A 26,069-nucleotide genomic window follows, 5' to 3' on the forward strand; every position below is an offset into this window, starting at 1 on the left:
CACTGCGGAGAGCGCCATGAGCATGCATCAGGTTGGGCAAGACGGGCTGGAGACCTGGAACCGGGATCTGCGCGCGACTTGCGGCCATTTCGAGACGGAACTGGCCTTTAATCGCGCGCTGTTTATCGGTGAGGTGTCGAATTTCTTCCGTGGCGGTCTTTCCCTCGCCAACTTGCGTACCAACGCTGGCTGTATCAAGCGTCACTCGCCCAATCCCGACCACGATGACGACCAGGATTGCTTCCTGGTCAGTCAGCGCAGTGGATATTCACGCATTACTCAGAACGGCCTGAGCATCCAGCTGGCGCCCGGCGAACTGCTATTGATGGATTCGGTGGGCTCGCTCGAGATCAGCCCGTTCGGCCTGATAGAACACGCGGTGTTGTCTCTGTCCCGCCAGGATGTGTCCAGGAAACTGGGCGGGGAAACCCGGACCTTCGGCAAGATCTCCTCGCGCAAGGCTTGTGGGCGCATGTTGCACGTCTTGATGGATCAGCTGTGCAAGGACACTCCCGACGGTGAGGGCGCCACAGGAGAAGGCGAAGCTTTGCAGAATGCGTTTGTTTCGCTGCTCGGTTCGGCCCTGGAGCAGGGCACCGGATCGGAGGATGACGGCGTTGCGTTGCAAGGCAATCACTTGCGCAGTTATGTGCAGAAAGTCATCGACGAGTCCCTGACCCAGCCCGGCTTGAGCCCGGTGGGCCTGGCCAACCGTCTGAACATTTCGGTGCGACATCTGTACCGATTATTCGAAGAACAGGATGACAGCGTCTGCCGCTACATCCAGCGGGCCCGGCTCAAGCGCAGCGCCGATGACCTGACCAATCCGTTCCTGCGGGACGAATCCATCACTTCGATCGCCTACAAATGGGGCTTCACCGATTCGGCCCATTTCAGCCGTTCGTTCAAGAAACAGTTCGAGCTATCGCCCAAGGAATTTCGTGCCAGCCATCTGCAACAGGTACAGGGGGTGATTTGAGTGGCGGGCGCATTCAGGGTCGGCTCAAGCTGACCTTCGGCTATCGCGAGCAGGCTCGCTCCCACAGTGGATGGGGGGAGGATGGGGCTGTGGGAGCAGGGCTGCCGGTGATGACGGCTGCGTCGACAGCATCGCCAGCCGACGCATCGCTCCCACACGCTCAAACCTCGGGCAAGGTCGAGCCGCCGTCCACCACCAGGGTTTGTCCGGTCACATACGCGGCCAGGTCCGATGCCAGAAAGAGCATGGCGCCGGCGATGTCGGACGGGGTGCCCAGGCGTCCCAGCGGTACCCGACGGGCGATGTCTTGATTGACCGCATCATCCCCCAGGTTCGCCATGGCCGGTGTCGCGATCATCCCGGGTTCGACGCCGTTGACCCGGATATGCTCACTCGCCAGTTCCAGTGCCGCATTGCGGATGAACCCGTTGACTCCGGCCTTGGACGCCGCATAGTGACTGAGCCCTGGATAAGCCACCCGCGGGCCGGTGACCGAGGAGGTCACCAGCACGCAGCCCTGGCCCTGCCGACGGAACATCGGCAATGCTCCCTGAGTCAGCCAGAACAGCGCCGAAAGGTTGACTGCCAGCGTGCGCTCAAGCATCGCTGGTGTGATCCCGGCAAAGGGTGTCAGGGGAAAGTACCCGGCGTTGTGCACCAGAACATCCAGCCTCCCCAGACGCTGCTCCAGATCAGCCATCAGCGTACTGATCGCCGTTGCATCGGCCAGGTCCACGCCCACGGCCTGTACCTGACAACCTGTAGCGGTCAATTCGCTCGCCACCGCCTCGGCCTGTGCCAGGTCCAGGTCAGCGATCACCACACGGCCCCCACGCCAGGCGAAGGCTTCGACGATGGCCCGGCCTATACCCTGGGCACCGCCTGTGACCAGCACCGTTTTTGCGCTGAAATCCAGATCATCAGGCATCCGTGACCTCCATCCGGCTGAAGGCCAGGGTTGGTACGTCTACGATGCTGGAGCCACCGTCGGCCACCAGTGCCGCGCCAGTGATGATCGAGGCTTGATTCGAGGCCAGGAAGCGACACACATGGGCAATCTCCAGCGCGCTGGCGGGCCTGCGCAATGGCACGTCCGCGCAGACCCTGTCGTAGGCCTGCTGCAGCGTTTCGCCGTGAAACTGCATCAAGACCTGCATTTCCTCATCAGCCATCGGCGTGCGCACCCAGCCCGGGCAGACGGCGTTGACCCGCACCCCGCGCGGGCCGTAATCGCGCGCCAGGGAGCGGTTCAGCCCCAGCAGCGCGTGCTTGGCGGTGGTATAGCCGCAGACTTGCGGGCCTGCCGCCAACGACGCGATGGATGCGATCAGCACAATGTTGCCAGCGCTTTCCTGCAGCAGCGGCAGGCACGCCCGGGCGCTGTAGAAGGCGCTGTCGAGATTGCTGCGCATGGCCGCTTCCCAGGTCTGCGGGCTGGTCTGGGTGGCGCTGCCCAGGCCCATGCCGCCAGCGCAGGCCAGCAGCACATCGAGCCGGCCATAACGCTCGCGGATCTGTGCGACGAAGCCGTCCCAGGTCGTCGGGCACGCGGCATCGCCCACCAGCACCAGGCCGCCTATTTCCTCGGCCAGTTGCGCCAGGGGTTCGCGGCGTCGGCCGATCAGCACCAGGTTGGCGCCCTCAGCGGCATACAACCGGGCGCAGGCGGCACCGATGCCAGTGCCCGCGCCCGTGATCACGATGGTGCGCAATTCAGGCATCGGGATATTCCGTCCGGTTGAGAACCTGGCAGTAGGAGCTGACGGGGAAATTGGAAAACTCATCGAAAGACGCGCCGGCATAACCGAAAATCTTGCCGTCGCTGCGGTGCTGCTGCATGTCGATCAGCACCAGGCCCAGGGTCGGGATGATCTTTTCCCGCCAGACGAACAGGTACAACTGATCGGCGATCTTGTAGGTGTCACACCGGTCGGTATCGCACAGGCCCTGTTCGACACCCTTGAGGCACTGCCAGGAATAGAACCGGTCGTTGAGATAGATGTGTTCGTAGACTTCGCTGGGGCTGTAGCGATACAGGTTGCGCAGGCCCACCAGTTCGGTGGTCGGTGCATGTGGGCACAGGCCCTGCTGCCAGGGGCGGTCGAGACTGCCGTGAAGGAACTCTACCTTGACCCCCGTCAGTGGCTGGCCGGCCAGTGCGCGTCTGTACAGACCTTCGCGAGTTTGTTCCTGCTCGGGCATGCTGCCGATCACTGCGGTGAACGCCGCGTGAGCGGTATCAAGTACCAGGCTGACCGACCAGGCTTGTGCACCTTCGTGCTTGACGAAATCCACCAGGTAGAGGCCTGGACGCACCGACGTGGCCCGATAAGGCGCGGTGCCGCTGGAATGACCATCGGCCGCGTTCCATGACAGGGTTTGCTGTTCGAAGCGGTGTTCGATCTGCCAGCCATTGGCGAAATTCAGCGTGAAGGTCTTACCGTTCAGGTCGGCCAGGTTCGGCAGGATGAACGCTTCAGGGGCAAAGCCGTCGGCCAGGGCGCCGACGGTGATCCAGTCTGTAGGTGTGGTCATTGCAAGACTCCGGTTGGATGAGATAGCCACCCGGATCATGGCGCCTTGCGCGGGGCTGGCCCATCAACCGAATGGTTGAACCGGCACAGGCAATGGCTTAGAGGAACAGGCTGCTGACCAGCTCGGTTCGATTGCTCACGCCGGTCTTGCGAAACAGGTTGATCAGATGCGTCTTGACCGTGGGCAGGCCGACTTCCAGCTCTCGGGCCAACTCTTTGTTACTGGCGCCCTGGCGCAGCAGCAACGCTATCTGGCGTTCCTTGGGGGTCAGGCTACTGAGCAAGTCGTCCTGCGGTGGCAGGTTGGCGACGGCCAGTTGCAGCAACGCTTGCAGCGCTGCGAGCTGCGTCAGTTGCTCGCTGGTGAAGACGCCTTGCTCGGCGGTGCGCAACAAGGAAATAGCCGCTTGAGGCCGACTGCCCCGATGGGCGAAGACTTCCACCACATCCACCACGTCGTAGCGCTGTAAAAAATGGCGGTAGCGATGGCTGTCACGGATTGGCTGGCGGGCCATGGCCAGCCCAAGAGGCACCACGGCCAGGTGGCTGGAAACGTAGTTGCGCGGCTGCAACGGGTCGAACTGGCGATAATTGTCCAGATAGTCGCGATGCATCTCGCCGCTCATGCCATGCAGGCTGAAGTCATGGGCTTGCAACTGTCGGTCGACGCAATAGAAGGCCGCTCGACTGGCGGGAACGAGCTGGGTGAACGCGTGCAGGCAATGGCCGGCGATGTCCTGGGAGGGGATGACGTACATGCTCGCAACCTTCGCCAAGAGGGCTGCCGGTGAATCCGGCAGCCGGGTCCGGTCAGACTACCGCGAAGTAGTGTTTGACAAAACTTTCGCTGACCACTTCCCACAATACCGGCGTACCTTTGGTCACGAACCAGCTGTCGCCGGCCTTGTAGCGGGTGCTCTGGCCGCTGGCTTCATCGGTCAGCACCACTTCGCCAGTGACCACGGTGGCCTGTTCGGCGAACGGATAAACCATTCGGAACTTGCCCTTGGTCGTGCCGAAGTAGGCGCTGCTGACCGCATCGGTGGGGGCGCCGAAGGTCATTTTGCCGAAGGCTTTGACTTCGCCTTCGAGAATCTGCGAACCGAGATCGGCGACGGTGCCCCAGGCGTCCAGGTCGGACAGCTGGATGTCTTTCTTGAGGTTGATAAGGGGCATGGCAGTGACTCCTGATGAGTGAAAAAAACAGCGGGTATGTATGTCTAGTACCGGTCCGTGAAGGCGCTGGGATCTGTGGGAGCGCCTAACTGACTGGCATCATGGCCATCAGCGACGGCCATTCCAGTAACCCGACAGCTGGTGCCAGGACTTGCCGGCGGTCAGCAGCAGTGGACGGATGGCGTCCTTGCCGATGATGGTCGGACGCCTGACGGAGCTGACCAGGTCGTAGCGCGCCGAGCCTTCGCTCATGCCTTCGGCCAGCACCTTGCAGATGATGTGGCTGGGGGTGACGCCAAAGCCTGAATAGCCCTGGACGAAAAACGCATTGCTGCGGCCGGGCAGGGTGCCGATCTGCGGAAACAGGTTCGGGCTGCACGCCATCGGGCCGCCCCAGGCCAGGTCGATCTTCACGTCCTTGAGGTACGGGAAAATCTTCAGCATCAGGCGCCGATTCCAGGCCTTGAGGTCCTGGGGGATGTGTTCTATCAACGGCGTCGCCGCACCGAACAGCAGGCGGTTTTCATTGGTGACGCGGTAGTAGTCGATCACCGGGCGAATATCGCTGTAGGCGCCGCGAATCGGGCTGATGCGCTGGATCAGCTCCTCCGACAATGGCTCGGTCATCATCTGGAAGGCATAGGTATTGATGGTCGAGCGATGCAGCTCCGGCTCCAGTTTGTTGAGGAAGCTGTCGCAGGCCCACAACAGCTTGCTGGCCTTGACCGAGCCACGCCCGGTGCGCACGGTGATGCGCTCGCCGTAGCTGACTTCCAGGGCCGGACTGTTCTCGAAAATCCGCACGCCGTGGCTGACCAGTGCCTTGGCTTCGCCCAGCAACAGGTTCAGCGAATGCACGTGCCCGCCGCCCATGTGCAGCAATGCACTGCTGTAGGCCTTGGACCCGATGATTTGCTGCACGTCGGAACCGCCGAGAAAGCGGATCTCATGCTTGCTGTTGATCGACTTGAAGTCTTTTTCCCAGGCTCGCAGGGTTTTTTCCTGGCGAGCGTTGAAGCCCATGTAGCCGTAGCCATGGCAGAAGTCGGCATCGATGTCGTACTTGGCGATGCGATCCTTGATGATGTCCGCGCCCAGATCGCTGATCTCGAAGACCTGCCGCAGCCCGTCTTCCCCCACGTCCTTCTTGATTTTTTCCAGGTCATGGCCGATGCCGGCCATGATCTGCCCGCCATTGCGCCCGGTGCCGCCGAACCCCAGGTAACGCGCCTCCAGCACCACGATATTGGTAATGCCTTTTTCAGCGAGTTCCAGCGCGGTATTGATGCCGGAGAAACCGCCGCCAATCACCACGACGTCGGCTTCCACGTCCTGTTCCAGGGTTGGGAAACTGAGGTTGTATTTCTTGGTGGCGGTGTAATAGGTGGGCGTTTCGATATTGATCATGACGCAACCTGACAAAGTGAAAAGAAACGCCGTGACAAGCGCCTTCGCAAGACACTGCACGCGATGGCCCTATTAAGAGCCCTGGTGCTGGCGCCTGTCTTGATCATCCGTGCCGGCGGATTTGATCGAGCGCGCCATGGCAGTGAAGGTCGCACCGTGGAAAGTACAATCTTGGGTCTGGAAGGTGCATTTTTCAGTTGCCCCGGATTACCCATACTGAACGGGCCTTAATCACTGATTCCGCCATTTCTGCAGCACCGGGTTGCCGGGCAAAGGCGGGATCGGCAGATGCCAATAATAAAAGAGCCCGTCCATGAAAAAGCCAAATCCGTTGCTCGAAGATCTCAAGCCTATCCTGCCGGTCATTGCCGCCAATGCCTTCCAGGCAGAGAAGGACCGTAGCGTTCCTGTCGAAAATATAGCCTTGCTCAAAGGTATCGGCATGCACCGGGCTTTCCAGCCGAAAAAATACGGCGGCATGGAAATATCGCTACCGCAGTTCGCCGACTGCATCGCGTTGCTGGCCGGCTCCTGCGCCAGCACCGCCTGGGCCATGAGCCTGTTGTGTACGCACAGCCATCAATTGGCAATGTTCCCGGCCAAAACCCAGGAAGAAGTCTGGGGTGACGATCCCGATGCGACTGCCAGTAGCAGCATTGCACCTTTCGGTCGCACCGAGGAGGTTGAGGGCGGTGTGATGTTCAGCGGCGAAATGGGCTGGAGCAGCGGCTGTGACCATGCCGAGTGGGCGATCGTGGGATTTCGCCGCAAAAATGCCGAAGGAACCCAGGACTATTGCTTCGCGGTGCTGCCTCGCAGCGATTATGAAATCCGCGATGACTGGTACGCGGTGGGCATGCGCGGCAGTGGCAGCAAGACCTTGATCATCGGCAACGCGTTTGTGCCGGAACACCGGATTCAGAAAGCCAAGGACATGATGGAAGGCAAATCCGCCGGGTTTGGCCTGTACCCCGACAGCAAGATTTTCTACTCGCCGTATCGCCCGTATTTCGCCAGCGGTTTCTCCACCGTGAGCCTGGGTGTGGCGGAACGCATGCTGGAGGTTTTTCGCGAGAAAACCCGGACCCGCGTGCGCGCCTACACCGGCGCGGCAGTGGGCGCCGCCACCCCGGCCCTGATGCGCCTGGCCGAGTCCACTCATCAGGTGGCGGCAGCCCGGGCGTTTCTGGAGAAAACCTGGCAAGAGCATGCCGAGCACAGTGAGCGCCACCAATACCCCAGCCGCGAAACCCTGGCGTTCTGGCGGACCAACCAGGGGTACGCCACCAAAATGTGCATTCAGGCAGTGGATCGCCTGATGGAAGCAGCCGGGGGTGGCGCCTGGTTCGAGACCAATGAACTGCAACGACTGTTCCGCGATGCCCATTTGACCGGTGCTCACGCCTACACCGACTACGACGTCTGCGCGCAGATTCTGGGCCGTGAACTGATGGGCCTGGAGCCCGACCCCACCATGGTTTGACCGCCTGCTCGCTGAGGCTGGCTCATATAAAAACAATTGAGGCCGTCGACTGAGGCGGCCGGGAGTCTTGTATGTCTGATGTGTGCGATAGCGCTTTCGACACCCGTGCGTTTCGCCGGGCCCTGGGTAACTTTGCCACTGGCGTGACCGTGGTCACCGCGGCCGCCGAAGATGGTCGCAAGGTCGGTGTGACGGCCAACAGTTTCAACTCGGTGTCCCTGGATCCGCCGCTGATTCTCTGGAGCATCGACAAGCGCTCCAGCAGTCACGGTGTGTTCGAGGCCGCCAGCCATTTTGCGGTGAACGTGCTCGCCGCCGATCAGATCGACCTGTCGAACAACTTCGCTCGGCCCAAGGAGGATCGGTTCGCCGAGATCCAGTTCGAGGCCGGGGAGGGAGGTGCTCCGGTGTTTGTCGATTGCTCGGCGCGTTTTCACTGTGAAAAATTCCAACAGGTCGATGGCGGTGATCACTGGATCATGATCGGTAAAGTCGTGGCGTTTGATGATTACGGCCGCTCACCGTTGCTCTATCACCAGGGCGCCTACTCGATGATCTTGCCCTACACCCGCATGACCAAACGGGAGGAGGGACAGTCCCCCAGCAGTCACTTCCAGGGCCGTTTGAGCCACAACCTGTATTACCTGATGACCCAGGCGCTGCGGGCCTATCAGGCCAGTTACCAGCCGCGCCAGCTGTCCACCGGGCTGCGCACCAGCGAAGCACGGATGTTGATGGTGCTGGAAAACGATGCAGGGCTGAACCTGTGCGACCTGCAACGAGAAGTGGCGATGCCGGCGCGTGAGATCGAAGAGGCCGTGGCTAACCTCAAGCGCAAGGGCCTGGTCACCGATGAGGGCGAGCGAGTGCGTCTGACCGTCAAGGGCGTGGACGAAACCGAAGGACTCTGGGCAATTGCCAAGGAGCAGCAGGACAAGGTATTCGGCCAGTTCAGCGAGCAACAGGTGGAGCATTTCAAGGCCGTGCTCAAAGGCGTCATCAAAGGCGCTTGAGTTGTTACAGGGGTTCAGGCGCGACAATCAGCCTTGTGGCGAGGAGAGAAATCCCTTCGCCCCAAGGTAACTTGGCGCCGAAGCTGTTAAGATTTAGTTAACTCATTAACTAAATTCCCTCGCGAACTCACCTATGCCCAAACCGCGCCAATCCTTGACCCTCACCCTTCTACAGGCCCGTGAAGCGGCCATGGGTTTTTTCCGTCCCTCCCTCAACCAGCACGGTTTGACCGAACAGCAATGGCGAGTCATCCGTATCCTCAGCCAGCACGACGAGCTGGAGATCAATCGCCTGGCTGAACTGGCCTGCATTCTCAAACCGAGCATGACCGGCGTGCTGACGCGCATGGAAGCGGCGGGCATGGTGGAACGGCGCAAGGCCGAACAGGATCAGCGGCGGGTGCTGGTGCGCCTGGCGCCGCAGGGGCAGGCGAGCTTCGATTCGATGAGCCAGAGCATGGAAGAGAATTACCAGCGTTTGCAGGGCAAGTTGGGGGAGCAGAAGTTGCAGACGTTGCTGGAGTTGCTCAATGACCTGAAAGCGATCAGGCGTTGAGATCCCGGGTTGGTTAACGTCTGTGGGAGCAAAGCTTGCTCGCGAAATCGGCACCTCGGTTTCTGAGAGACCGCGGTGCCTTCATCGCGGGCAAGCCTTGCTCCCACAGGCCCCCCTCGCCACAGAGGTTTGTGTTGCTATCAGTACACACCGCTAGCCGCAGGTTTTGGTGCGTCTTTGAACGTCGCCGCAAGGCTTTGCAAACCGCGCATCAGTACGGTCGTATCCACCCCCACCGCGACAAACGCCGCGCCCAGTTCGATGTAACGCCGGGCGAGCTTTTCATCGGCGCTGAGAATCCCGGCCGCTTTGCCGGACTGGCGGATGCGGGCGATGGCGTCCTCGATGGCGGCTTGCACGGTCGGATGCCCGGGATTGCCACGAAAACCCATGGACGCGCTCAGGTCCGCCGGACCTATGAAGACCCCGTCAACACCTTCCACTGCCGCGATGGCATCCAGGTTGGCCAGGCCCTCGCGGCTTTCGATCTGCACCAGCAGGCACATCTGTTCGTCGGCCTTATCGAGGTAACCGGCAATACTGTTCCAGCGTGATGCACGGGCCAGCGCACTGCCGACGCCTCGGACGCCTTGAGGCGGGTAGTGAATGGCGCGCACCAGTTCGCGAGCCTGGCCGGCGCTTTCGACCATCGGCACCAGCAAGGTTTGCACTCCGATGTCGAGCACCTGCTTGATCAATGCGGTGTCGCCGACCACCGGGCGGATCACCGGTTGGCTGGGGTAGGGGGCCACGGCCTGGAGCTGGCCGAGCATCCCGCGCACATCATTGGGCGCGTGTTCGCCGTCGATCAGCAACCAGTCGAAGCCGGCGTTGGCCGCCAGTTCCGCACAGTAGGCGTCGGCCAGGCCCAGCCACAGGCCAATCTGCGCCTCACCGCTGCGCAGCCGTTGCTTGAAGGTATTGATGGGCATGTCCATGAGTCAGTCTCCGATCAGACGAAACGGCAAGCGATGGAACCGAGCATGTCGTAGTCGACATGGAAGGTATCCCCCGGGTTGGCCGCCACGGGACGGGTGAAGGAGCCGCCGAGAATGATTTGCCCCGGTTGCAGCGTGACGTCGTAGGCCGCCAGTTTGTTCGCCAGCCAGGCTACGCCTTTGGCCGGGTGATTGAGCACCGCGGCCGAGACGCCGGATTCCTCGATCACGCCGTTGCGGTAGAGCACCGCAGGCACCTTGCGCAGGTCGATTTCAGTGGGGCGCACCGCGCGCCCGCCCATGACCACGCCGGCGTTGGCGGCATTGTCGGAGATGGTGTCGAAGACTTTGCGGGTGGCCTTGCTTTGTGGGTCGATCTGCTGGATGCGGGCATCAATGATTTCCAGTGCCGGGATCACCCATTCGGTGGCGTCCAGCACGTCGAATACCGTCACGTTCGGGCCTTTCAACGGCTTGCCGAGGATGAACGCCAGTTCCACTTCTACCCGGGGCACGATGAAGCGCTCGAACGGGATGTCGGTGCCCTCGTCGAAGAACATGTCATCGAGCAGGGCACCATAGTCCGGCTCAGTGATGTTCGACGAGACCTGCATGGCCCGGGAGGTCAGGCCGATCTTGTGGCCGACCAGCTTGCGGCCGTCCTTGATCTTTTGCGCAACCCAGGCGCGCTGGATGGCGTAAGCGTCGTCCAGGGTGATATGCGGATGGTCGAGGGAAAACTGCCGCACCTGTTCGCGCGAACGTTCTGCGTGGTCGAGGCGGGCGGCGGCCTGCTGGATGAGGTTTTGATCGAGCATGAAGAGCATCTCTTATTGAGGGTTGACGATGGCGGCCTGGGTGCGAAGCACCAGCAGGCCCCCCACGGCGATGAGCAGCGCCAGCACATAAAGGGCCAGGCTGGCGCTCTGGGTGGTGTCGCGCATCCAGCCGATCAGATAGGGCGCCAGGAATGAGGCAATGCTGCCGAAGGAGCTGATCAGTGCGATGCCGGCGGCCTGGGTGCTGTTGGACAGGAAGGCCGGTGGCAGTTGCCAGAACATCGGCAACGCTGCACTGGCACCCATACCCGCGATGATCAGGCCACCCAGTACCAGGGTTGGGCTGGTGGGTGAGAGACCGGCGATGGCAATGCCTGCCGCCGCCATCAGCAGCGGTACGCAGAGGTGCCAGCGCCGTTCGCGATGGCGGTCTGACGAACGCCCGCAGCCGATCATGAAAAAGCAGCCGGCCAGATACGGCACGGCGCTGAGCAATCCAACCTGACCGTCGCTGCCGATTCCGGCGCCGTGAATCAACGTGGGCATCCAGAAAGCCAGGGTGTTCACCGCCAGCATCACGGCGAAATACACCGCCACCAGCAACCAGACCTGCGGGTTGTTGAGAATCGCCGAGAACGAGGTGACGGATTTGCGTTGTTCTTCAACGCTCAGTTGCGCGCGCAATTGCTGTTTGGCTTGCGGTGTCAGCCAGTTGACCGTCTCGAAACTGTCCGGCAGGCACTTGAGCACCACCAGGCCGAGCAGAATCACCGGCAGCCCTTCGATGACGAACATCCACTGCCAGCCGCGCAGGCCACCGAAGTCATGGAAGTGTTCAAGGATACCTCCCGACAAGGGCCCGCCAATCACGCCGGCCATCGGCACGGCAATGGCAAACAGCGCGGTCACCTGGGCGCGGCGCCGTGCCGGGTACCAACGGTTGAGAAAGACCAGAATGCCCGGGAAGAACCCGGCTTCGGCCACCCCCAGCAGAAAGCGCAACACGTAGAACCCGGCGGCGCTTTCGATCAGGAACATGCCGGTGGACAAAGCCCCCCAGACCACCATCAGTGTGGCGATCCAGCGGCGCGGGCCGACCCGGTCCAGGGCGATGTTGCTCGGCACGCCGAACAGCGCGTAGGCGATGAAGAACAGGCCCGCGCCGAAGCCGTAGACCGTGTCGCTGAACTGCAGGTCGGCGCTCATCTGCATCTTGGCAAAGCCAATGTTGATGCGGTCCAGGTGGGCGAAAAGGTAGCAGACCAACAGCAATGGCATCAGTCGCCAGGTGACGGTGGCATGGGTGCGGTCGTGGGCGATTGTGCCGGCAGTGTCGGCGGTATTGGCTGTGCTCATGATTTTGTACTTTTTGTCAGAGAGGCCGAAGGGCGAACGGGCAGGCGGGTTTAATGGGCCTGGGCGTTGAGGAAGGCGTGAACGTTGTTGGCCTTGAAGTTGAGCTGTTCGTGCAGCTCGATCATCTCGAACGACAGCGCCAGCAAGCGCTGGGCCTGGAGTTCGGCGAAGTGCGCGGTGATCACTTCAAAGAGCTTTTGCGCCACTTTCTGGCGGGTAGCCAGGTCACGGCCATGGCCGACCTTCAAGGTCATGTGGACGAAGGCATAGTCGTGCTTGCCGTCGGCCATGCGCCAGGTATCCAGGCGCACACCACGGCTGCGGATACCACCCAGGGGAAACACGCCGCTGTCACCCAGCAGGGTGTGAACCTTTTCAAACAGGCCGGGCAGATCGGCCTGTTGTTCGATGTTGTCGGTGTATTCGGCGATGAAGTGGGGCATGGCGACCTCCTGCGTCGGCAGCTGTGAGTGGCAAGCTTCAAGCGGCAAGTCGAGGGTGGTCGGCTGCCGCTGTGGCTCAAACTGGAAAAATGGCGTTGATCTGGCCCGTACCGGAACTGCCGAAAGGTTCGGTGATGATTTCGGCGGGTTTGGCATAGTCCGGCCCACCGAGCAGCCCCAGAAGCATGGCGGTGTCATGCATCTTGCCCTCACCGAAACAGTGCTCGGCGTAATCGGGCAGCATGGCGCAGAACTCTTTCCAGCGACCCTGGCGCCACAGCTCCACGACATGCAGGTCGACCTGTTTGTCGAACTCGCGCGTCCAGTTGTGGATGTTGGCTTCGGCATTGCGATCATCGGAAAAGCGGTGCGACAGCGAGCCGGAAGCCAGCACCAGCACCTTGCGATCACTTTTTTCGATGGCCCGGCGCACGGCGGCACCGAAGGTGAAGCTGTCTTGCAGACGGTGCCAGGCGCACCAGGCGGCAACCGACACCACGTTGAATTTCTGGTCTTGCGGAACATCCATGTGCATGTAGCGCATGGGCACCAGCGTGCCGTATTCCAGCTCCAGGCTCGGGATGTTGTGGGCCAGGGTGCGCACGTCGGCGGCATTGGCCTCGGCGGCGATCAATTCGCCCAGTTCCGGAGCGCCGGAGTATTCGTACTCCATGTTCTTGATGAAGTGCGGCAACTCGTTGCTGGTGTAGATGCCTTTGAAGTGCGCGCCACTGTTGACGTGGTAGGCGCTGTTGACCAGCCAGTGCACGTCAAACACCACGGCGGTGTCGGCGCCCAGTTCACGGGCGCGGCGACCGATTTCCTTATGGCCGGCAATGGCCGCTGCGCGGCAGCCGTGGTGTTTGCCCGGCAGCTCCGACAGGTACATCGAGGGAACGTGGCAGATTTTCGCAGCCAGGACGACTTCGCCCATGATGATTCTCCTGAAAAATTGTTCTTGTTGAATTTCGGGACAGCGGGTGAATCAAGTCTTGATGCTTTGGGTGGATCGCTGCACTTGTGGCGAGGGAGCTTGCTCCCGCTCGATTGCGCAGCAATCGCCAGGAAAAGCCGGGGCCGCTTCGCAGCCCAGCGGGAGCAAGCTCCCTCGCCACAGGGGTATCACTCGGCCTGGGTCATGCCCCCCAGCGCGGAATGTGATGCCCGCCCATGGAGATGCAGACGTTCTTGATCTCGGCGAAGACTTCAAAGCTGTACTGTCCACCTTCGCGGCCGGTTCCGGAACCCTTCACGCCGCCGAAAGGCTGGCGCAGGTCGCGCACGTTCTGGCTGTTGATGAACACCATGCCGGCCTCGATGCCATGGGCCAGGCGATGGGCCTTGCCGATGTCCTGGGTCCAGATGTACGACGCCAGCCCATATTCAGTTTCGTTGGCCAGTTGCAAGGCTTGTGCTTCGTCCTTGAACGGGATCAGGCACACCACCGGGCCGAAGATTTCTTCCTGGGCGATGCGCATGTTGTTGTCCACGTCGGCGAACACTGTCGGCTGGATGAACTGGCCGCGACTCAAGTGCGCCGGCAGGTTGGCCGGGCGCTCCAGACCGCCGGCCAGGAGCGTGGCGCCTTCTTCGAGGCCGATCTTGATGTAGCCGGTGACCTTGTCGTAGTGGGCCTGGGTGATCATCGAGCCGACCTGGGTTTTCGGGTCTTGCGGATCACCGACAATCAGGCGTTTGGCCCGGGCGGCGAACTCGGCCACGAACTGTGGGTAGACGCTTTCCTGGATGAAGATCCGGCTGCCAGCGGTGCAACGTTCGCCATTGAGCGAGAAGATGGTGAACAGCGCTGCGTCGAGGGCCCGTTCAAGGTCGGCGTCTTCGAAAATCAGTACCGGCGACTTGCCGCCCAGTTCCATCGAATACTTTTTCAGCCCGGCGGTCTGCATGATCTTCTTGCCGGTGGCGGTGCCGCCTGTGAAGGAAATCGCCCGCACATCCGGATGCCGCACCAATGCGTCGCCGGCCGTGGCACCGTAACCCTGGATCACGTTCAACACGCCGTTGGGAATGCCGGCTTCCACCGCCAGGCGCCCCAGCTCGTTCGCGGTCAGCGGCGACAGCTCGGACATTTTCAGCACGGCGGTGTTGCCCAGCGCCAGGCACGGCGCGGTCTTCCAGGTTGCGGTCATGAACGGCACGTTCCAGGGCGAGACCAATGCACAGACACCCACCGGTTGGTACAGGGTGTAGTTAAGCATCTGGTCGTCGACCGGATAGGTGTGGCCGTCCATCCGCGTGCAGACTTCGGCGAAAAAGTCGAAGTTGTGGGAGGCGCGCGGGATCAGCACGTTCTTGGTCTGATGAATCGGCAAGCCAGTGTCGAGGGTTTCCAGTTCGGCCAGTTTCGGCACGTTCTGCTCGATCAGTTCACCGAGCTTGCGCATCAGTCGGGCGCGCTCCTTGGCCGGCGTGTTGGCCCACTTCGGGAAAGCGTCCTTGGCCGCAGCCACGGCCTGGGCAACTTCTTCGGCGCCGCCGCTGGCAACTTCGCCAATGGCTTCACCGGTGGCCGGGTTGTAGTTGACGAACACATCTTTGCTTTCGACCTCACGGCCGTTGATCCAGTGCTTGATCATGCTGCTCACGCCTCTTTACGGGATGCGAAGAACTCGGCTTCGCTGACAATTCGATTGACCAGGCGGCCGACGCCTTCCACTTCCACCACCACTTCATCACCGGGCACTACGTCCGCCAGGCCTTCGGGCGTGCCGGTGGCGATCATGTCGCCGGGTTGCAGGGTCATGAAGCTGGACAGGTATTCGATCAGGTAGGGGATGTCGAAAATCATGTCGCGGGTCGAGCCTTCCTGGCGCAGTTCGCCGTTGATCCAGGTACGCAACTTCAGGTTGCCGGGGTCCGGTACATCGGCCACATCGACCATCCACGGGCCGACAGGTGTGGTGGCATCACGGTTTTTCACCCGCAGGTTGGGGCGGTAGTAGTTTTCCAGGTAGTCGCGGATCGCATAGTCGTTGCACACGGTGTAACCGGCCAGGTAACCCAGCGCGTCCTCGCGCTTGACGTTGCGCGCGGCTTTGCCGATGACCGCCACCAGCTCGCACTCGTAGTGCATGTAGGCGACGTTGTCGGGGCGCCAGGTCATCTGGTTGTGGCCGGTGTAGGTGCCCGGGGATTTGATGAACGCCAACGGTTCGGTTGGCGGCTTGAACGCCAGTTCGGCGGCGTGATCGGCGTAGTTCAGGCCCAGGGCGAACATGCTGCCGGTGGCCGGCGGCAACCACTGGACCTGATCCTCGGCCAGCAGCCGACCGTCGGCCAGGCGAACGGCGTTGTGAGCTTCAACGGTGACCGTGTGGACCTGGCCTTCAAAACCAATGCGCGCGTGTTTCATGAACGTGCTCCTGTGTGCTCGGCCACAACGCTATTGACGAGGCGGCCCAGGCCGCTGATCTCCACTTCGACGCGATCGCCAGGCACGACATCAACCCGGCCCTCGGGCGTGCCAGTGATCAGGACGTCGCCGGCATGCAACGTCATGAACTCGCTGATCTCGGCGATCAATTGGGGAATGTTGCGAACGAAATTGGCCGTGTTGTTGTGCTGGCGCACCTCGCCGTTGACGTACAGCCTGATTGTCAGGCTATGGGGGTCGGCAACGTTGGCCGTGGGCACCAGTTCAGGCCCGATGGCACAGAAGCCGTCCCGGCACTTGGCCTTGACGGCGGGGCGGTAATAGCTGTCTTCCGGCAGGCTGAATTCATTGACCACGGTATAGCCGGCGACGTAGTCCAGTGCTTCGGCGGCGCTGACACGACTGGCCGACTTGCCCATCACCACGCCAAGCGCGGGCCCCGGTTGCAGCCGCTGGCCGTGACCCGGGTGAACCACGTCGGCGTCGTGCCGGTTGCGGGTGTTGGGTGTCTTGATGAACAACACCGGTTTGACCGGCGGCTTCTGGTAAGGCGGTTGCTCGAACTCGGCGAGGCGCTGCTTCAGCAGCCCCTGATAGTTCAGTGCAACCCCAAACAGGGTGCCGGTCGCGACGTCATGCAGGGCACGGCTCATGCTTGTCTCCTGGCAGCGGCAGAGATGAGGGCTCTGCAGATATTGTTAATGTATTAACAGTTATAATTAAGATGTTAACTATCGTCAAGCGTGGCAGAATCACCGGACACTGGTTGCCCTCGGGAAATCGGCGCAGGATGAATCCAAGCCGCTGCCTGAATCAGAATAAAAAACGAGAAATGCGTGATGACTGACCGTCAGCCAATCCCCAACATCAACATTGGCCAGGTGTACGACCAGCGTTACAGCGATGCCGAGGTTCACTACGATCGGCTTGCCAACCTGGCGGGTTTCTTCGGTCGCAATATGCCGGTGCATCGGCATGACCGTTTCTTTCAGGTTCACTACGTGAAAAGCGGCGCCGTACGGGTGTATCTGGACGACCAGCAATACGTCGAATCCGGGCCTATGTTTTTCCTTACGCCACCCACCATTCCCCATTCTTTTGTGACCGAAGCCGACAGTGACGGGCATGTGTTGACCGTTCGTCAGCAATTGGTGTGGCAGTTGATCGACGCTGATCCGAGCCTGGCGCCGGCGGGTGTGCAAATGCCTGCGGCCTGCGTTGCGTTGGCGCAGTTGGGGCCGGAACAGGCGGGGGAGGTGCGGCGACTGGAGTACCTGTTCGAGGAGCTGAGCGAGGAGGTCTGTGCCGAGCGGCCGGGGCGCAGCGCGGCGCTGGACGGTTTGACGCGGCTGATCATGATCAGTCTGCTGCGTCTGTGTTCCAATTCTCTGCAGGCACGACCGGCCCGGCATGAGGACCTGAAGATTTTCCACCGCTTCAATGAGCTGATCGAAGCTCACTATCTGCAACATTGGCCGTTGTCGCGCTACGCCGAGGGCATCGGCGTCACCGAGGCGCGGCTCAACGATGTGTGCCGACGGATCGCCGACCTGCCTTCCAAGCAGCTGATCATGGAACGGCTGATGCAGGAGGCCAAGCGGTTGCTGTTGTTTACCGGCAGTTCAGCCAATGAAATCTGCTACCAGCTCGGGTTCAAGGACCCGGCGTATTTCAGTCGTTTCTTCCAGCGCTACGCCCGGCTCACACCAGGGGAGTATCGCCAGCGGCAATCGGGGTTGCGTTGAGCGTTGTTGCTGGTGGAGCACTCGCCACCGGCGTCATGCAGCCGTCCAGTGCGCGGCGTTGTTTCTTGCAGCCGCTTGTCCGCAACACTAAGCTGCCAGCTCGTCCATCCAAACAGTCCGAACATGGCCAACCCCAGACCTTCATTGACACTGACCCTGTTGCAAGCGCGCGAAGCGGCCATGGCTTTTTTTCGCCCGGCGCTGAACCAGCATGATCTTACGGAACAACAATGGCGAGTGATCCGTATCCTGCATCAGCAAGGAGAGCTGGAGAGCCACCAGCTCGCTCATCAGGCCTGCATCCTCAAACCCAGCATGACCGGTGTGCTCAGCCGTCTGGAGCGTGATGGGCTGGTGCGTCGGCAGAAGTCGAGCCAGGATCAGCGTCGGGTTTTCGTAGGGCTGACCGAGCGTGGGCAGCAGTGCTTTGTGTCGATGAGTGAGGGGATGGAAAGCAACTATCGCCGCATCGAAGAACAATTTGGCGAAGAAAAGATGCAGCAACTGTTGGCGCTGCTCAATGAACTGAAGAACATCAAACCGTGAGTCAGGCAAACATTCGGGGTGAGAGGGCAAGCTCCCTCACCCCGAATAATCCATTGCGCTGAGACTTCGATCCAAACTCGGCACGGCTATCGGCAACGCTTAAGCGTTGCGTTCGCGCAGTTCCTGAAGACGATCAGCGCCACCTTCAGCCACGCGGTTTTGAAGCAGACGATCGGAGCCACCTTCAGCCACGCGGTTCTGAAGCAGGCGATCGGAGCCTCCTTCGGCTACGCGGTTCTGAAGCAGGCGATCGGAGCCTCCTTCGGCTACGCGGTTCTGGCTCAGACGATCGGAGCCGCCTTCAACCACCAACTGTGCAGCCTGACCCTTCGCCGCTGCACTCATGGCTGTGGCCGAAGCGATGTTCGACAGGCCGAGCCCGCCCATCAGTGTCAGAGCGATTGCCAGGGACGAAACTTTCGAGAAAGTGAACATGGTGATTCTCCTTGCGCTTGATTGAGTGGGCCGGTGGCAACGGGTGTGCTGCTGTCCGGTGATCACAGTTAAACGCGAAGGTGTATCGACGTTGTGTGTCGGCAAGGCTCGAAGTCAGCGATTTCGTATCAACTCGCCGTTCATATACACAGCGATACAAATCTATGGGGCCAGGCCAGGACGAAGGCCTCGAGCCATGATCACGGCTTGGCCAAGGATTGCTCCAGCTGCTCCACCAACTCAGGCGTCAGATAATGGGGGCCGTCGAACAGGTACAGCGGATAGCCGGCATAGGCGGCCAGTTGGGGTGTGAGTTCGGCAACCGTGGCCGAGCGAAAGCCGCCGCCGAACTTGGGGCGGAAGGCTTCGACGATGATCCGCACGCGATCCTTCCCGAGCCGGTCACGCAGGGTGTCGGCGTAGTCCCGGGCCACCGGGGCGGTGCGGGCGTAGACGCCGACGCCATCCTGGAAGAACACGCCAATATCGTCCGGCAACCATTGCTTGAGCCAGTCGGCAGTGGCGGCGGGGCCGATGTTGGCGCCGTCGTAGACGCTGATCCACAACGGGCGCGGCAGCTTGGCCAGCAAGGCGGGCAGTTCCTTGGCGCGAGACCAACTGGGATCGACCTCGGCCGGAAAGTACCACCCGGTCACGTGCAGTGGCGTCGGCAGTTGCGCAATGCGCTCCGACACCGTGGCCAGTTGCTCGATGTTGTCCCTGGAGCGGTTTTCACTGAAATGGCCGGCCAGCCCGAGGATGACATCCTGGGCCCAGGGCGCCTTGGCGATGCGCGCCCAGTCAGGCAGTAGCGGCACGCTGGGCAGGCCGGTGCCGGGCACGAAGGCCTGGTCATCCACCACCGTCCATTGCACCAGCAGCTCGCGCACCCCCAGCTTTTCCCAGTCGCCTTTGATGCCCACGGTCTGGTTGTCTGGCTGCCAGACGATGCCAACGATGTTCGGTGCAACCTCCTGATTCATCATGTAATACATCCCTGTGCCTGCGCCGAGGGCCGTGGCCAGCGAGAGCGCCGCCACAGCCGTGCGACTGATGATATGGCCGAAGATTTTCAAGCGAACGTCTTCCTGCAATTGCACATCACATCAACGGCCTCAATAGGAGTAGGTCAAGCGAGCGAACACGCCTTTGGCGCGTTCCTCGCCAAATACCTTGGCCCTGTACTGCAGGGAAAAATCCACATAGGAGCGCGGGGCGTTGTAGGCGTCTTCGCGGAACCAGTAGCGTACGTTGTTGCCCACGCCGATCCCGCCGGCGTTGCCTGACGAGAAGTCACCGTCGGCGCCGCTTTTCATCTTGGAATCGTAGTCGACCGCCGCCACGACATGGGGGAAGGTCACCCAGCGCGAGCCGGTACCGCCGATGGCATAGCTGCGTCCCACTTGCCATTCGCTGTTGAAATAATTGCGTTCGTCGTTGATGTATCGACCGACTTCGGCGTACAGCTGCGAAGTCCACCAACTGGGCGCATCGACCCGCAGGTCGGTGCCGATACTCGAACCGTAGCCCAGGCGCGCGAGCCAGTCGCCCTCGACGTTCGAGGAGCCCAGGGGAAAGGTGCGTTCAAAGGCGGCCATGATGTTGATGGAGCTGAAGGGTTTGATCCTTACCCCCAGCGCCCCTTGCAAGGCATCCGCACCGGTGTCCGAGTCGCTGTTCTTGCTCCACAGGGTGTCGGTGACGCGCCCGTAGAGTTCGACGAAACGCGCATTGCGATACCCCAGCGGCCGCCAGGACAGCTCAGTGCTGTTCTGCAGTTGGTCATTGCTTTGGCTGCCGCTGTTGCTGGTGCCCGGAGCAGCGCTCAGGCCACTGGAACTGTTGCCGCGATAGCTGGTGGTGCTGGTCAGGCCCATGGTGCGTGAAATGTCGCCCACGGCACGACGGGTATCGAACAGCTGTTGTGCAGACATGGGCGACTCAGCGGTTGCCTGGGCATCGATGACGCGCTTGAAATACGCCACCGCTTCGTCGTCTTCATGAACGCGCATGGCGTTGTAGGCTGCATCCTGAGCCGCTGCGGGGGCGAGCCGGGTGCTGGCATCGGCCCTGCGGAACGCGGCGTGGGCCGCCTCGTCGTCACCGGCCCGGACTGAATCATAGGCCAACTGCAAATCACTGACCGGTGCCTGTCCTTCGGTGTTCTCCGGTCGGGTGGCGCACGTCAGGCCGAAGGTACTTTCCTGGCACTCGAGAATCGGTGCGTCGCGATCCTCGGCCGTCAGCAGTGCACTGTTGAGCAATTGCTGGTTGGCGGTGATCTCCGGGGCCCAAGCCACGGCTTGCCGAGCCTTGTCCACGGCCAGCACCGCATCGCCTTGCTGCAAGGCACGGTAGCCCTGGACCGCCAGCGGCGCCGCCAGTTGGCGACGAATCGCCGTTCGACGCATCAGGAGCGCGTCATCGTTGGCGAAGACCCTGAGCGCCTCGCCCACAGCCTGGTCGGCTTCGACCAGAAGATGCTGGCGCTGCAAGGCGTCGATCAGCAATAGCCGGTACTCCCTGCGACGGGAAGCCTGGGCAATCGCCTTGCGAGCCGATTGCGCGGCCAGACCGAACCGTTCGCGATCATAGGCCCTGTACCCTTGGGTGGCGGCCATGAAACCCGGTGCCGCGGCCACGGCGGACGAAGCGGCGGTCCGGGGCTGGTCGCGCCGTTTCTTGTCACGTTCGGCCATGGCGATCAGGGTGTGCAGACGCGTCACGTCGGCGCGCAGGCGCAGGGCCTCGCGCGCCTTGGCGATGGCCAGGTCGTAGTCCTTGCGCTCGTAGGCGCTGTAGGCCTGGTCGGCGGCGGTATAGGCCGGTCCGGTCAATGGCAGCGGCAGCGTCTCGGCCGGTGCCAGCGCCGGTATCAGGCTCAGCCCCGTGGCCAAGAGGGTCAGAAGGGCGCGGTTCATGCCGGAAGCTCCATGGGGTAGACGCTGTGCTGACGCGCCGCCACCTGTTCGATAGTGGCCCGGGGCAGCACGCCGCTGTCGACCAGGTAATCGCCGATCCGACCGTGGTGCTGCGGTCGATACTGCAACATGGCGCGGCTGAACTGATCGCGATCGAGCAGGCCCATTTCGATCAGCAAGTCACCCAGCAGCGGTGCACTGGCATTCGGTACGGCGTGGCCGTTGCGTTCCGGCAATTGGCGCAGCAGCGCGAGAATTTCACTTTCCCTGGCAATCAGTTGCACCGGCTCGCTGCCCAGTTCGGCGGCGATCTGTTGCAGGCCTTCGTCGGACAGGGGGTTGGCAACGGCGATCTGTTCGCAGCCGTCAGCGTTGCGGCCCAAGGGAATGACCCGCCAGCGCAGGGCAAACTCGCCGGTCAGTGACGAGGTCGAGGCGGCGGCTTTTTGCGCCACGTCGAAGACCCGGGGCAGGTCATTCTGGAACGCGATGGCTTCGGCCAGGGTTTCGTCGTCCAGCCAGCCGTTGTTGAGCAAAATGCGCCCCAGGGGCATGTTGCGTGATTGTTGCTGGTCCAGGGCACTCTGCAGGTGGGTGTCGGTAATGGCCTGCCAGGACAGCAACACGCTGCCCAGGCGGCGGGGCGCGATGGCCACCAGGTCGGTGGAAGGGAAGTCGTGCATGGTCTTGTCCCAGACCAGTTTGCGATTCATCACCTTGCCCACCAGGAACATCCGCCAGGCTCTGGATGCGGCCATGAAGTTGACGAAGTTACCCACCAGCATGCGCGGGATCGACAGCAAGCCATGCTGCCAGCCGTACAGCACGGTGGTGAAATAACAACGGTGCAGGATCCGCCAGAGCAGGGCAATGCCGTTGGCCACCAGCAGGTATTTGATCAGGTCGTTGGTTTCAAAGGGCGTTGGGAAGGTGACGTCCCACCAGCCGCTGTTGCGCAGAATGATCAAGCCCAGCAGTTGCACCAGAATCACGTAGGCGATGATGCTGACGAACGCCGTCACCACGCCCTTGCGGTCGCGAAACAGCAGGTAGCGGTTGGCCAACGAGCCGCTCCAGCCCATCTGTTCCCAGCCTTGCAGGCCGATGCCCAGAGTCCAGCGAGCCTTTTGTCGGAACGCCGTGCGGAAGGTGTCCGGGAAGAACTCGCGCACGCACAGTGGCATCGTCAGGGTCGATTCGTAGGGCTTGCGGAACCAGGATTTGCGCAGCACCCGAAACTGCACCGGGAAACGCACGAAGATGGCGTTCATGCCGACCTTGGCCAGCCGCGCGCCGACGTCGTAGTCCTCGGTGAGGCTGTCGGTGTTGAACGGCTGGTTTTCGGTTTCGCCGGCCAGTACCCGCAACGCGCGATGGGAGAAACAGGTGCCGACGCCGGCCGAGGGCACGGTGTCGGTCATGCTTTCACGCACCACCAGGTCCTTGCCGTGCCATTCGGCGAACTCGTCCATGTAGACGCCCGCCACCCATTCGTACCAGTTGCGCTCCAGCGACACCACGGGCAACTGGATCATGTCCTTGCGCGGCAGCAGGTAGTTGAACAGTCGCAATTCCAATGGATGCAGCACGTCTTCGCTGTCGTGCAACACCACCCCGGCGAAGGTCATGCCATGGGTTTTCTCGTGCAGGAAGATCGCCTGGATCACCCAGTTCAGGCAGTCGGCCTTGCAGGTCGGTCCGGCATGGGGCACTTCCACGCGGTGCAGTTGCTTGTAGCGCCGGCGCATCCGCTCGACTTCGTCGATGGTGCGCTGGTCGTTGACATAGGTGCCGACGAAGACCACGTAGTTCTGGTAATCGAGCGTCGAGACCATGTTCTCGATCATCGGTGCGATGACGTCGTATTCCAGCCAGGCCGGCACCATGATCGCCAGGGGCTGTTCGTCCCGGGCCAGCAGTTGGTCGACGGTCAGCGACCGGTATTTACGGTCCGCGGTGAGCTTGCGGTACAGGCGGCGAGACCAGTACCACAGGTCAATGATCAGGTCGTCCAGGCTGGAGATCAGGATCACCACCGCGACGACGATGGTCGCCGCTTCCAGGTAGTTGTAGTAGTGGGCCAGCCAATAGGGCCAATAAAGCGACGTCATCGAAGGGTACCGTTACTGGCGATTGCGACGGGCGCTACGGCCAGCCAGCAACAGGAGAAGGAACAACACAATGGCGCCAGGGATCAGCCAGAGCAGCGAGGGTTTACGCCAGGCATCCAGCCCTTTGGGTTCTTCACGGCCGAGCAACCGACTGCCGCTGGGGTCCTTGCTGTCGATGATCGTCACCGCGCCGCTGTCGCCGAGAATCGCCACATCGCCACGGGTCAGCACAATCGGCTGGGCGAAGTCGGGCGCTTGGCTGCCCAGGGTCCGATACACCAGGCCATGCTGTCCCGAGGCTTGCACCACTTGTAGAGAAGCCAGTTGGTTGAGAGGCTGCACATCCAGCAGCAAGTGATCTTCATGGTTGATGCGCAGACGTCCCTGTTCATCGACCAGGACCGATTCCTTGCTGTCCTCAAGCGGCAACTCGAACGCCAGGAAGGCTTTGTCCGGGCTGACCACGGCTTTGGGATCGGAGCTGACGTTCAACTGCGCGCGCAACGGTGAAACACCGGCGGCATCGGCCACCGAGATCACCCGGGCCAGACTGGCGGCCGGTTGGTCGAGGTATGCCTGGGGAACGAGTATCTGGGTCGCCACGGCGAAGCGCGCGGCCATGCCGGAGAAACCGTCGTCCAGGGCAATTTTTTCCAGCACGATATGGCTGCTCGGCAGCACCGCTACCGGGAAGGCCTGGGGTGTTTCCAGGCAGCGATCGCTGACAGGCTGGCGCTGGAACGAGACGCGCAATACGTTTTTTGAACCCAGGGCATAGCTGGGGATATGGGCCTGGATGCGTTGTGACTGACCATCGGTGGTCAACTGCTGGGCCCCGATCAGGAAATCGTTAAAAAACAGCGAGGCCACGGGCGGGGTGTGTGAAGCCCCCGGTGCTGCGGACAGGTCCACCACGGCTGTCACCGGCAAGCGACCGTCATACGCCACGCTGCCCAAGGGGAACGAAGTGCTCCAGTCGAATCGGGAGGCCACGTCATAGGTGCCAGGTGCGCCGCCCAGTCGCGACAGGGCCACGCGGCCATCCTTGCTCAAAGGCGTTTGCGCTTGGCTGACGGTCAACTGACGGCTGCGCGCCAGTTTGTTCCACGCTGAACCAAGCAACGACAGGGCTTTGCCGGTGGCGTGCGGGGCGATCATCAGGACCGGGCGAGTACCCAGCAGCGCCAGGCGCACATCGTCCGGACCGGCGCCTGCCGTGGCTGCGTTGACGTGTTGTGCGCGCCATTGGGTCAATGCACTGGCCGCCGTTGGGTCGACGCTTTGGACCTGACTCTGCAGCGCGTCCAGGGACTGATTGATGGCCTGGAGCAATTGCGGGTCGTTGATGGCCAGATCGGCCTGTACATTCGGGGTTTGCCCCAGCATCAGCAGCGCGCCGATCTCTGCCGGGTTGGCCAGGCGATGCTGGCCCTTCGCGTTGAGGCTGGCGAAGGCCGGGAGGCTCAACAGTTCGGCCGGGATGCGCAGAGCGCTCAAATCCACACTGTCTTGTACGGCAGGGAACGGCAAGATGCGGCTGTGCTTGCCCATTCGCTCCAGGGCCACGCCTAATCGCCAGGCCGCGTCATAGCTGTCGGCGGACAACGAACCCGGTGCAACCAGGATCCCGGGTTGAGCAGGCAATGCCGTCCAGGCGGCACCGACATCCTGCAGTTGGCTGGCGTCGTAGCTGTAGTTCAGGCGTGTGTCGGGCTGGATGCGCAGCACGTTACCGATGACCCGGTCGTCTTCGCACAACGGCCGGGAGACCACCGAAGACCAGGCAATGCCCAGCCGCACCAGGCCGTTGTCGCGCGCAGCCTTGTCGACGCCCAGTGTGGCGCTGGCACTGCCCTGAGGTTCGCTGAGTCCTTCGGCGCGCACCGGATAGCCATCGAGCGACAGCAGCAGGGTGTTGCGGCCCCCTTCGCCATTGAGATAGCTGGCGTCCAGTTGCAGGGTCGCCTCATTGAGGGCAACCCCGGCCGGCACGGGTAGATACAGTTCCCGTCGGGAATCGCTGGCGCCCAGCAGGATCGGCGCACTGATGCCCAGGTCGCTCAAGCGGACTTCGCGCTCCTGGCGGGTATCGGCGTTGAGCCGATGGATTGCCTGGGTAAGCGGGCTATCGGCAGCCAAGGCAAAGGTTGGCATGAGCGCAAGCAGGCTCAGGCCACAGGCAAGGGCGCTGAGCGCACCCGTAGAGATGGCAACGGAAGGCTTCATTCAGGTAAATCTCGATTCTGATAAGGG

Annotated in this window: 25 protein-coding genes; 6 read left to right on the top strand and 19 right to left on the bottom strand. The window is 61.8% G+C overall.

Going from position 1 to position 26,069, the window contains the following annotated elements; translation table 11 throughout:
• Positions 1-16 precede the first annotated feature (16 nt).
• Positions 17-979 (top strand): transcriptional regulator FeaR, encoded by a 963-nt coding sequence (gene feaR, locus QOM08_RS11850; protein WP_188251606.1) that lies wholly within the window; start codon positions 17-19, stop codon positions 977-979.
• 160 nt (positions 980-1,139) lie between these two features.
• On the opposite strand, the gene QOM08_RS11855 is transcribed toward feaR, so the two are convergent.
• The 6 genes from QOM08_RS11855 to QOM08_RS11880 all read right to left on the bottom strand — a co-directional run bounded on the left by QOM08_RS11855 (position 1,140) and on the right by QOM08_RS11880 (position 6,096).
• Positions 1,140-1,907, bottom strand: a complete 768-nt coding sequence (locus QOM08_RS11855) for an SDR family oxidoreductase (RefSeq protein ID WP_274090842.1) — start codon at positions 1,905-1,907, stop codon at positions 1,140-1,142.
• A complete protein-coding gene (locus QOM08_RS11860) occupies positions 1,900-2,700 on the bottom strand; it encodes an SDR family oxidoreductase (RefSeq protein ID WP_316912993.1) in 801 nt (266 codons plus the stop codon). The genes QOM08_RS11855 and QOM08_RS11860 overlap by 8 nt, the downstream gene beginning before the upstream one ends.
• Positions 2,693-3,514 (bottom strand): molybdenum cofactor biosynthesis F family protein, encoded by an 822-nt coding sequence (locus QOM08_RS11865; protein ID WP_316912994.1) that lies wholly within the window; start codon positions 3,512-3,514, stop codon positions 2,693-2,695. The genes QOM08_RS11860 and QOM08_RS11865 overlap by 8 nt, the downstream gene beginning before the upstream one ends.
• A gap of 97 nt (positions 3,515-3,611) precedes the next feature.
• Positions 3,612-4,271: a helix-turn-helix transcriptional regulator gene (locus tag QOM08_RS11870; RefSeq protein WP_310662933.1), complete on the bottom strand. Its 660-nt coding sequence runs from the start codon at positions 4,269-4,271 to the stop codon at positions 3,612-3,614.
• A 52-nt stretch (positions 4,272-4,323) separates the two neighbouring features.
• Positions 4,324-4,689 carry a cupin domain-containing protein gene (locus tag QOM08_RS11875; RefSeq protein WP_047229912.1) on the bottom strand — a complete coding sequence of 122 codons (366 nt, stop codon included), beginning with the start codon at positions 4,687-4,689 and terminating at the stop codon, positions 4,324-4,326.
• 108 nt (positions 4,690-4,797) lie between these two features.
• Positions 4,798-6,096 (bottom strand): NAD(P)/FAD-dependent oxidoreductase, encoded by a 1,299-nt coding sequence (locus tag QOM08_RS11880; RefSeq protein ID WP_047229911.1) that lies wholly within the window; start codon positions 6,094-6,096, stop codon positions 4,798-4,800.
• A gap of 313 nt (positions 6,097-6,409) precedes the next feature.
• Here QOM08_RS11880 and QOM08_RS11885 point away from each other — a divergent pair, with 313 nt between their 5' ends.
• The 3 genes from QOM08_RS11885 to hpaR (QOM08_RS11895) all read left to right on the top strand — a co-directional run bounded on the left by QOM08_RS11885 (position 6,410) and on the right by hpaR (QOM08_RS11895) (position 9,148).
• Positions 6,410-7,579, top strand: a complete 1,170-nt coding sequence (locus QOM08_RS11885; protein WP_316912995.1) for a p-hydroxyphenylacetate 3-hydroxylase oxygenase component — start codon at positions 6,410-6,412, stop codon at positions 7,577-7,579.
• A gap of 71 nt (positions 7,580-7,650) precedes the next feature.
• Positions 7,651-8,592, top strand: a complete 942-nt coding sequence (locus tag QOM08_RS11890; protein WP_316912996.1) for a p-hydroxyphenylacetate 3-hydroxylase reductase component — start codon at positions 7,651-7,653, stop codon at positions 8,590-8,592.
• A gap of 133 nt (positions 8,593-8,725) precedes the next feature.
• On the top strand, positions 8,726-9,148 hold the full coding sequence (hpaR, locus tag QOM08_RS11895; RefSeq protein WP_047229908.1) for a homoprotocatechuate degradation operon regulator HpaR: 423 nt from the start codon (positions 8,726-8,728) through the stop codon (positions 9,146-9,148).
• A 140-nt stretch (positions 9,149-9,288) separates the two neighbouring features.
• On the opposite strand, the gene hpaI is transcribed toward hpaR (QOM08_RS11895), so the two are convergent.
• From hpaI to QOM08_RS11935, 8 genes are all read right to left on the bottom strand, one after another.
• Positions 9,289-10,086, bottom strand: coding sequence for a 4-hydroxy-2-oxoheptanedioate aldolase (gene hpaI, locus QOM08_RS11900; RefSeq protein WP_310662935.1), 798 nt, complete (start codon positions 10,084-10,086; stop codon positions 9,289-9,291).
• Positions 10,087-10,100: 14 nt separating this feature from the next.
• Positions 10,101-10,904, bottom strand: coding sequence for a 2-oxo-hept-4-ene-1,7-dioate hydratase (gene hpaH, locus QOM08_RS11905; RefSeq protein WP_047229906.1), 804 nt, complete (start codon positions 10,902-10,904; stop codon positions 10,101-10,103).
• Positions 10,905-10,916: 12 nt separating this feature from the next.
• Positions 10,917-12,221 carry an MFS transporter gene (locus QOM08_RS11910; RefSeq protein WP_316912997.1) on the bottom strand — a complete coding sequence of 435 codons (1,305 nt, stop codon included), beginning with the start codon at positions 12,219-12,221 and terminating at the stop codon, positions 10,917-10,919.
• 50 nt (positions 12,222-12,271) lie between these two features.
• Positions 12,272-12,664, bottom strand: a complete 393-nt coding sequence (locus QOM08_RS11915) for a 5-carboxymethyl-2-hydroxymuconate Delta-isomerase (protein ID WP_047229904.1) — start codon at positions 12,662-12,664, stop codon at positions 12,272-12,274.
• A gap of 76 nt (positions 12,665-12,740) precedes the next feature.
• A complete protein-coding gene (gene hpaD / locus QOM08_RS11920) occupies positions 12,741-13,598 on the bottom strand; it encodes a 3,4-dihydroxyphenylacetate 2,3-dioxygenase (RefSeq protein WP_107321714.1) in 858 nt (285 codons plus the stop codon).
• A 202-nt stretch (positions 13,599-13,800) separates the two neighbouring features.
• The gene (gene hpaE / locus QOM08_RS11925; RefSeq protein ID WP_310662936.1) at positions 13,801-15,261 is read right to left on the bottom strand and encodes a 5-carboxymethyl-2-hydroxymuconate semialdehyde dehydrogenase; all 1,461 of its coding nucleotides are present in this window, start codon (positions 15,259-15,261) and stop codon (positions 13,801-13,803) included.
• 5 nt (positions 15,262-15,266) lie between these two features.
• On the bottom strand, positions 15,267-16,037 hold the full coding sequence (locus QOM08_RS11930) for a fumarylacetoacetate hydrolase family protein (protein ID WP_107321715.1): 771 nt from the start codon (positions 16,035-16,037) through the stop codon (positions 15,267-15,269).
• Positions 16,034-16,711, bottom strand: a complete 678-nt coding sequence (locus QOM08_RS11935; RefSeq protein WP_047229900.1) for a fumarylacetoacetate hydrolase family protein — start codon at positions 16,709-16,711, stop codon at positions 16,034-16,036. The genes QOM08_RS11930 and QOM08_RS11935 overlap by 4 nt, the downstream gene beginning before the upstream one ends.
• 186 nt (positions 16,712-16,897) lie before the next feature.
• Here QOM08_RS11935 and hpaA point away from each other — a divergent pair, with 186 nt between their 5' ends.
• Together hpaA and hpaR (QOM08_RS11945) are read left to right on the top strand one after the other, a co-directional pair.
• On the top strand, positions 16,898-17,803 hold the full coding sequence (gene hpaA, locus QOM08_RS11940; RefSeq protein WP_076385117.1) for a 4-hydroxyphenylacetate catabolism regulatory protein HpaA: 906 nt from the start codon (positions 16,898-16,900) through the stop codon (positions 17,801-17,803).
• Between the two features lie 123 nt (positions 17,804-17,926).
• Positions 17,927-18,349 (top strand): homoprotocatechuate degradation operon regulator HpaR, encoded by a 423-nt coding sequence (hpaR, locus tag QOM08_RS11945; protein ID WP_003201625.1) that lies wholly within the window; start codon positions 17,927-17,929, stop codon positions 18,347-18,349.
• 99 nt (positions 18,350-18,448) lie between these two features.
• On the opposite strand, the gene QOM08_RS11950 is transcribed toward hpaR (QOM08_RS11945), so the two are convergent.
• From QOM08_RS11950 to QOM08_RS11970, 5 genes are all read right to left on the bottom strand, one after another.
• Complete coding sequence (locus QOM08_RS11950; RefSeq protein WP_316912998.1) at positions 18,449-18,784, bottom strand: hypothetical protein; 336 nt, start codon at positions 18,782-18,784, stop codon at positions 18,449-18,451.
• 200 nt (positions 18,785-18,984) lie between these two features.
• A complete protein-coding gene (locus tag QOM08_RS11955) occupies positions 18,985-19,860 on the bottom strand; it encodes a hypothetical protein (RefSeq protein WP_047229896.1) in 876 nt (291 codons plus the stop codon).
• Positions 19,861-19,899: 39 nt separating this feature from the next.
• Complete coding sequence (locus QOM08_RS11960) at positions 19,900-21,705, bottom strand: bacteriophage N4 adsorption protein A (RefSeq protein ID WP_316912999.1); 1,806 nt, start codon at positions 21,703-21,705, stop codon at positions 19,900-19,902.
• Positions 21,702-23,816: a glycosyl transferase family protein gene (locus tag QOM08_RS11965; RefSeq protein WP_076385113.1), complete on the bottom strand. Its 2,115-nt coding sequence runs from the start codon at positions 23,814-23,816 to the stop codon at positions 21,702-21,704. The genes QOM08_RS11960 and QOM08_RS11965 overlap by 4 nt, the downstream gene beginning before the upstream one ends.
• Positions 23,817-23,828: 12 nt before the next feature.
• A complete protein-coding gene (locus QOM08_RS11970; RefSeq protein WP_316913000.1) occupies positions 23,829-26,042 on the bottom strand; it encodes a hypothetical protein in 2,214 nt (737 codons plus the stop codon).
• Between the last annotated feature and the right edge of the window lie 27 nt (positions 26,043-26,069).

Origin of the sequence: Pseudomonas sp. P105 (genome assembly GCF_032614175.1) — a bacterium.
GTDB lineage: Bacteria > Pseudomonadota > Gammaproteobacteria > Pseudomonadales > Pseudomonadaceae > Aquipseudomonas > Aquipseudomonas rhizophila.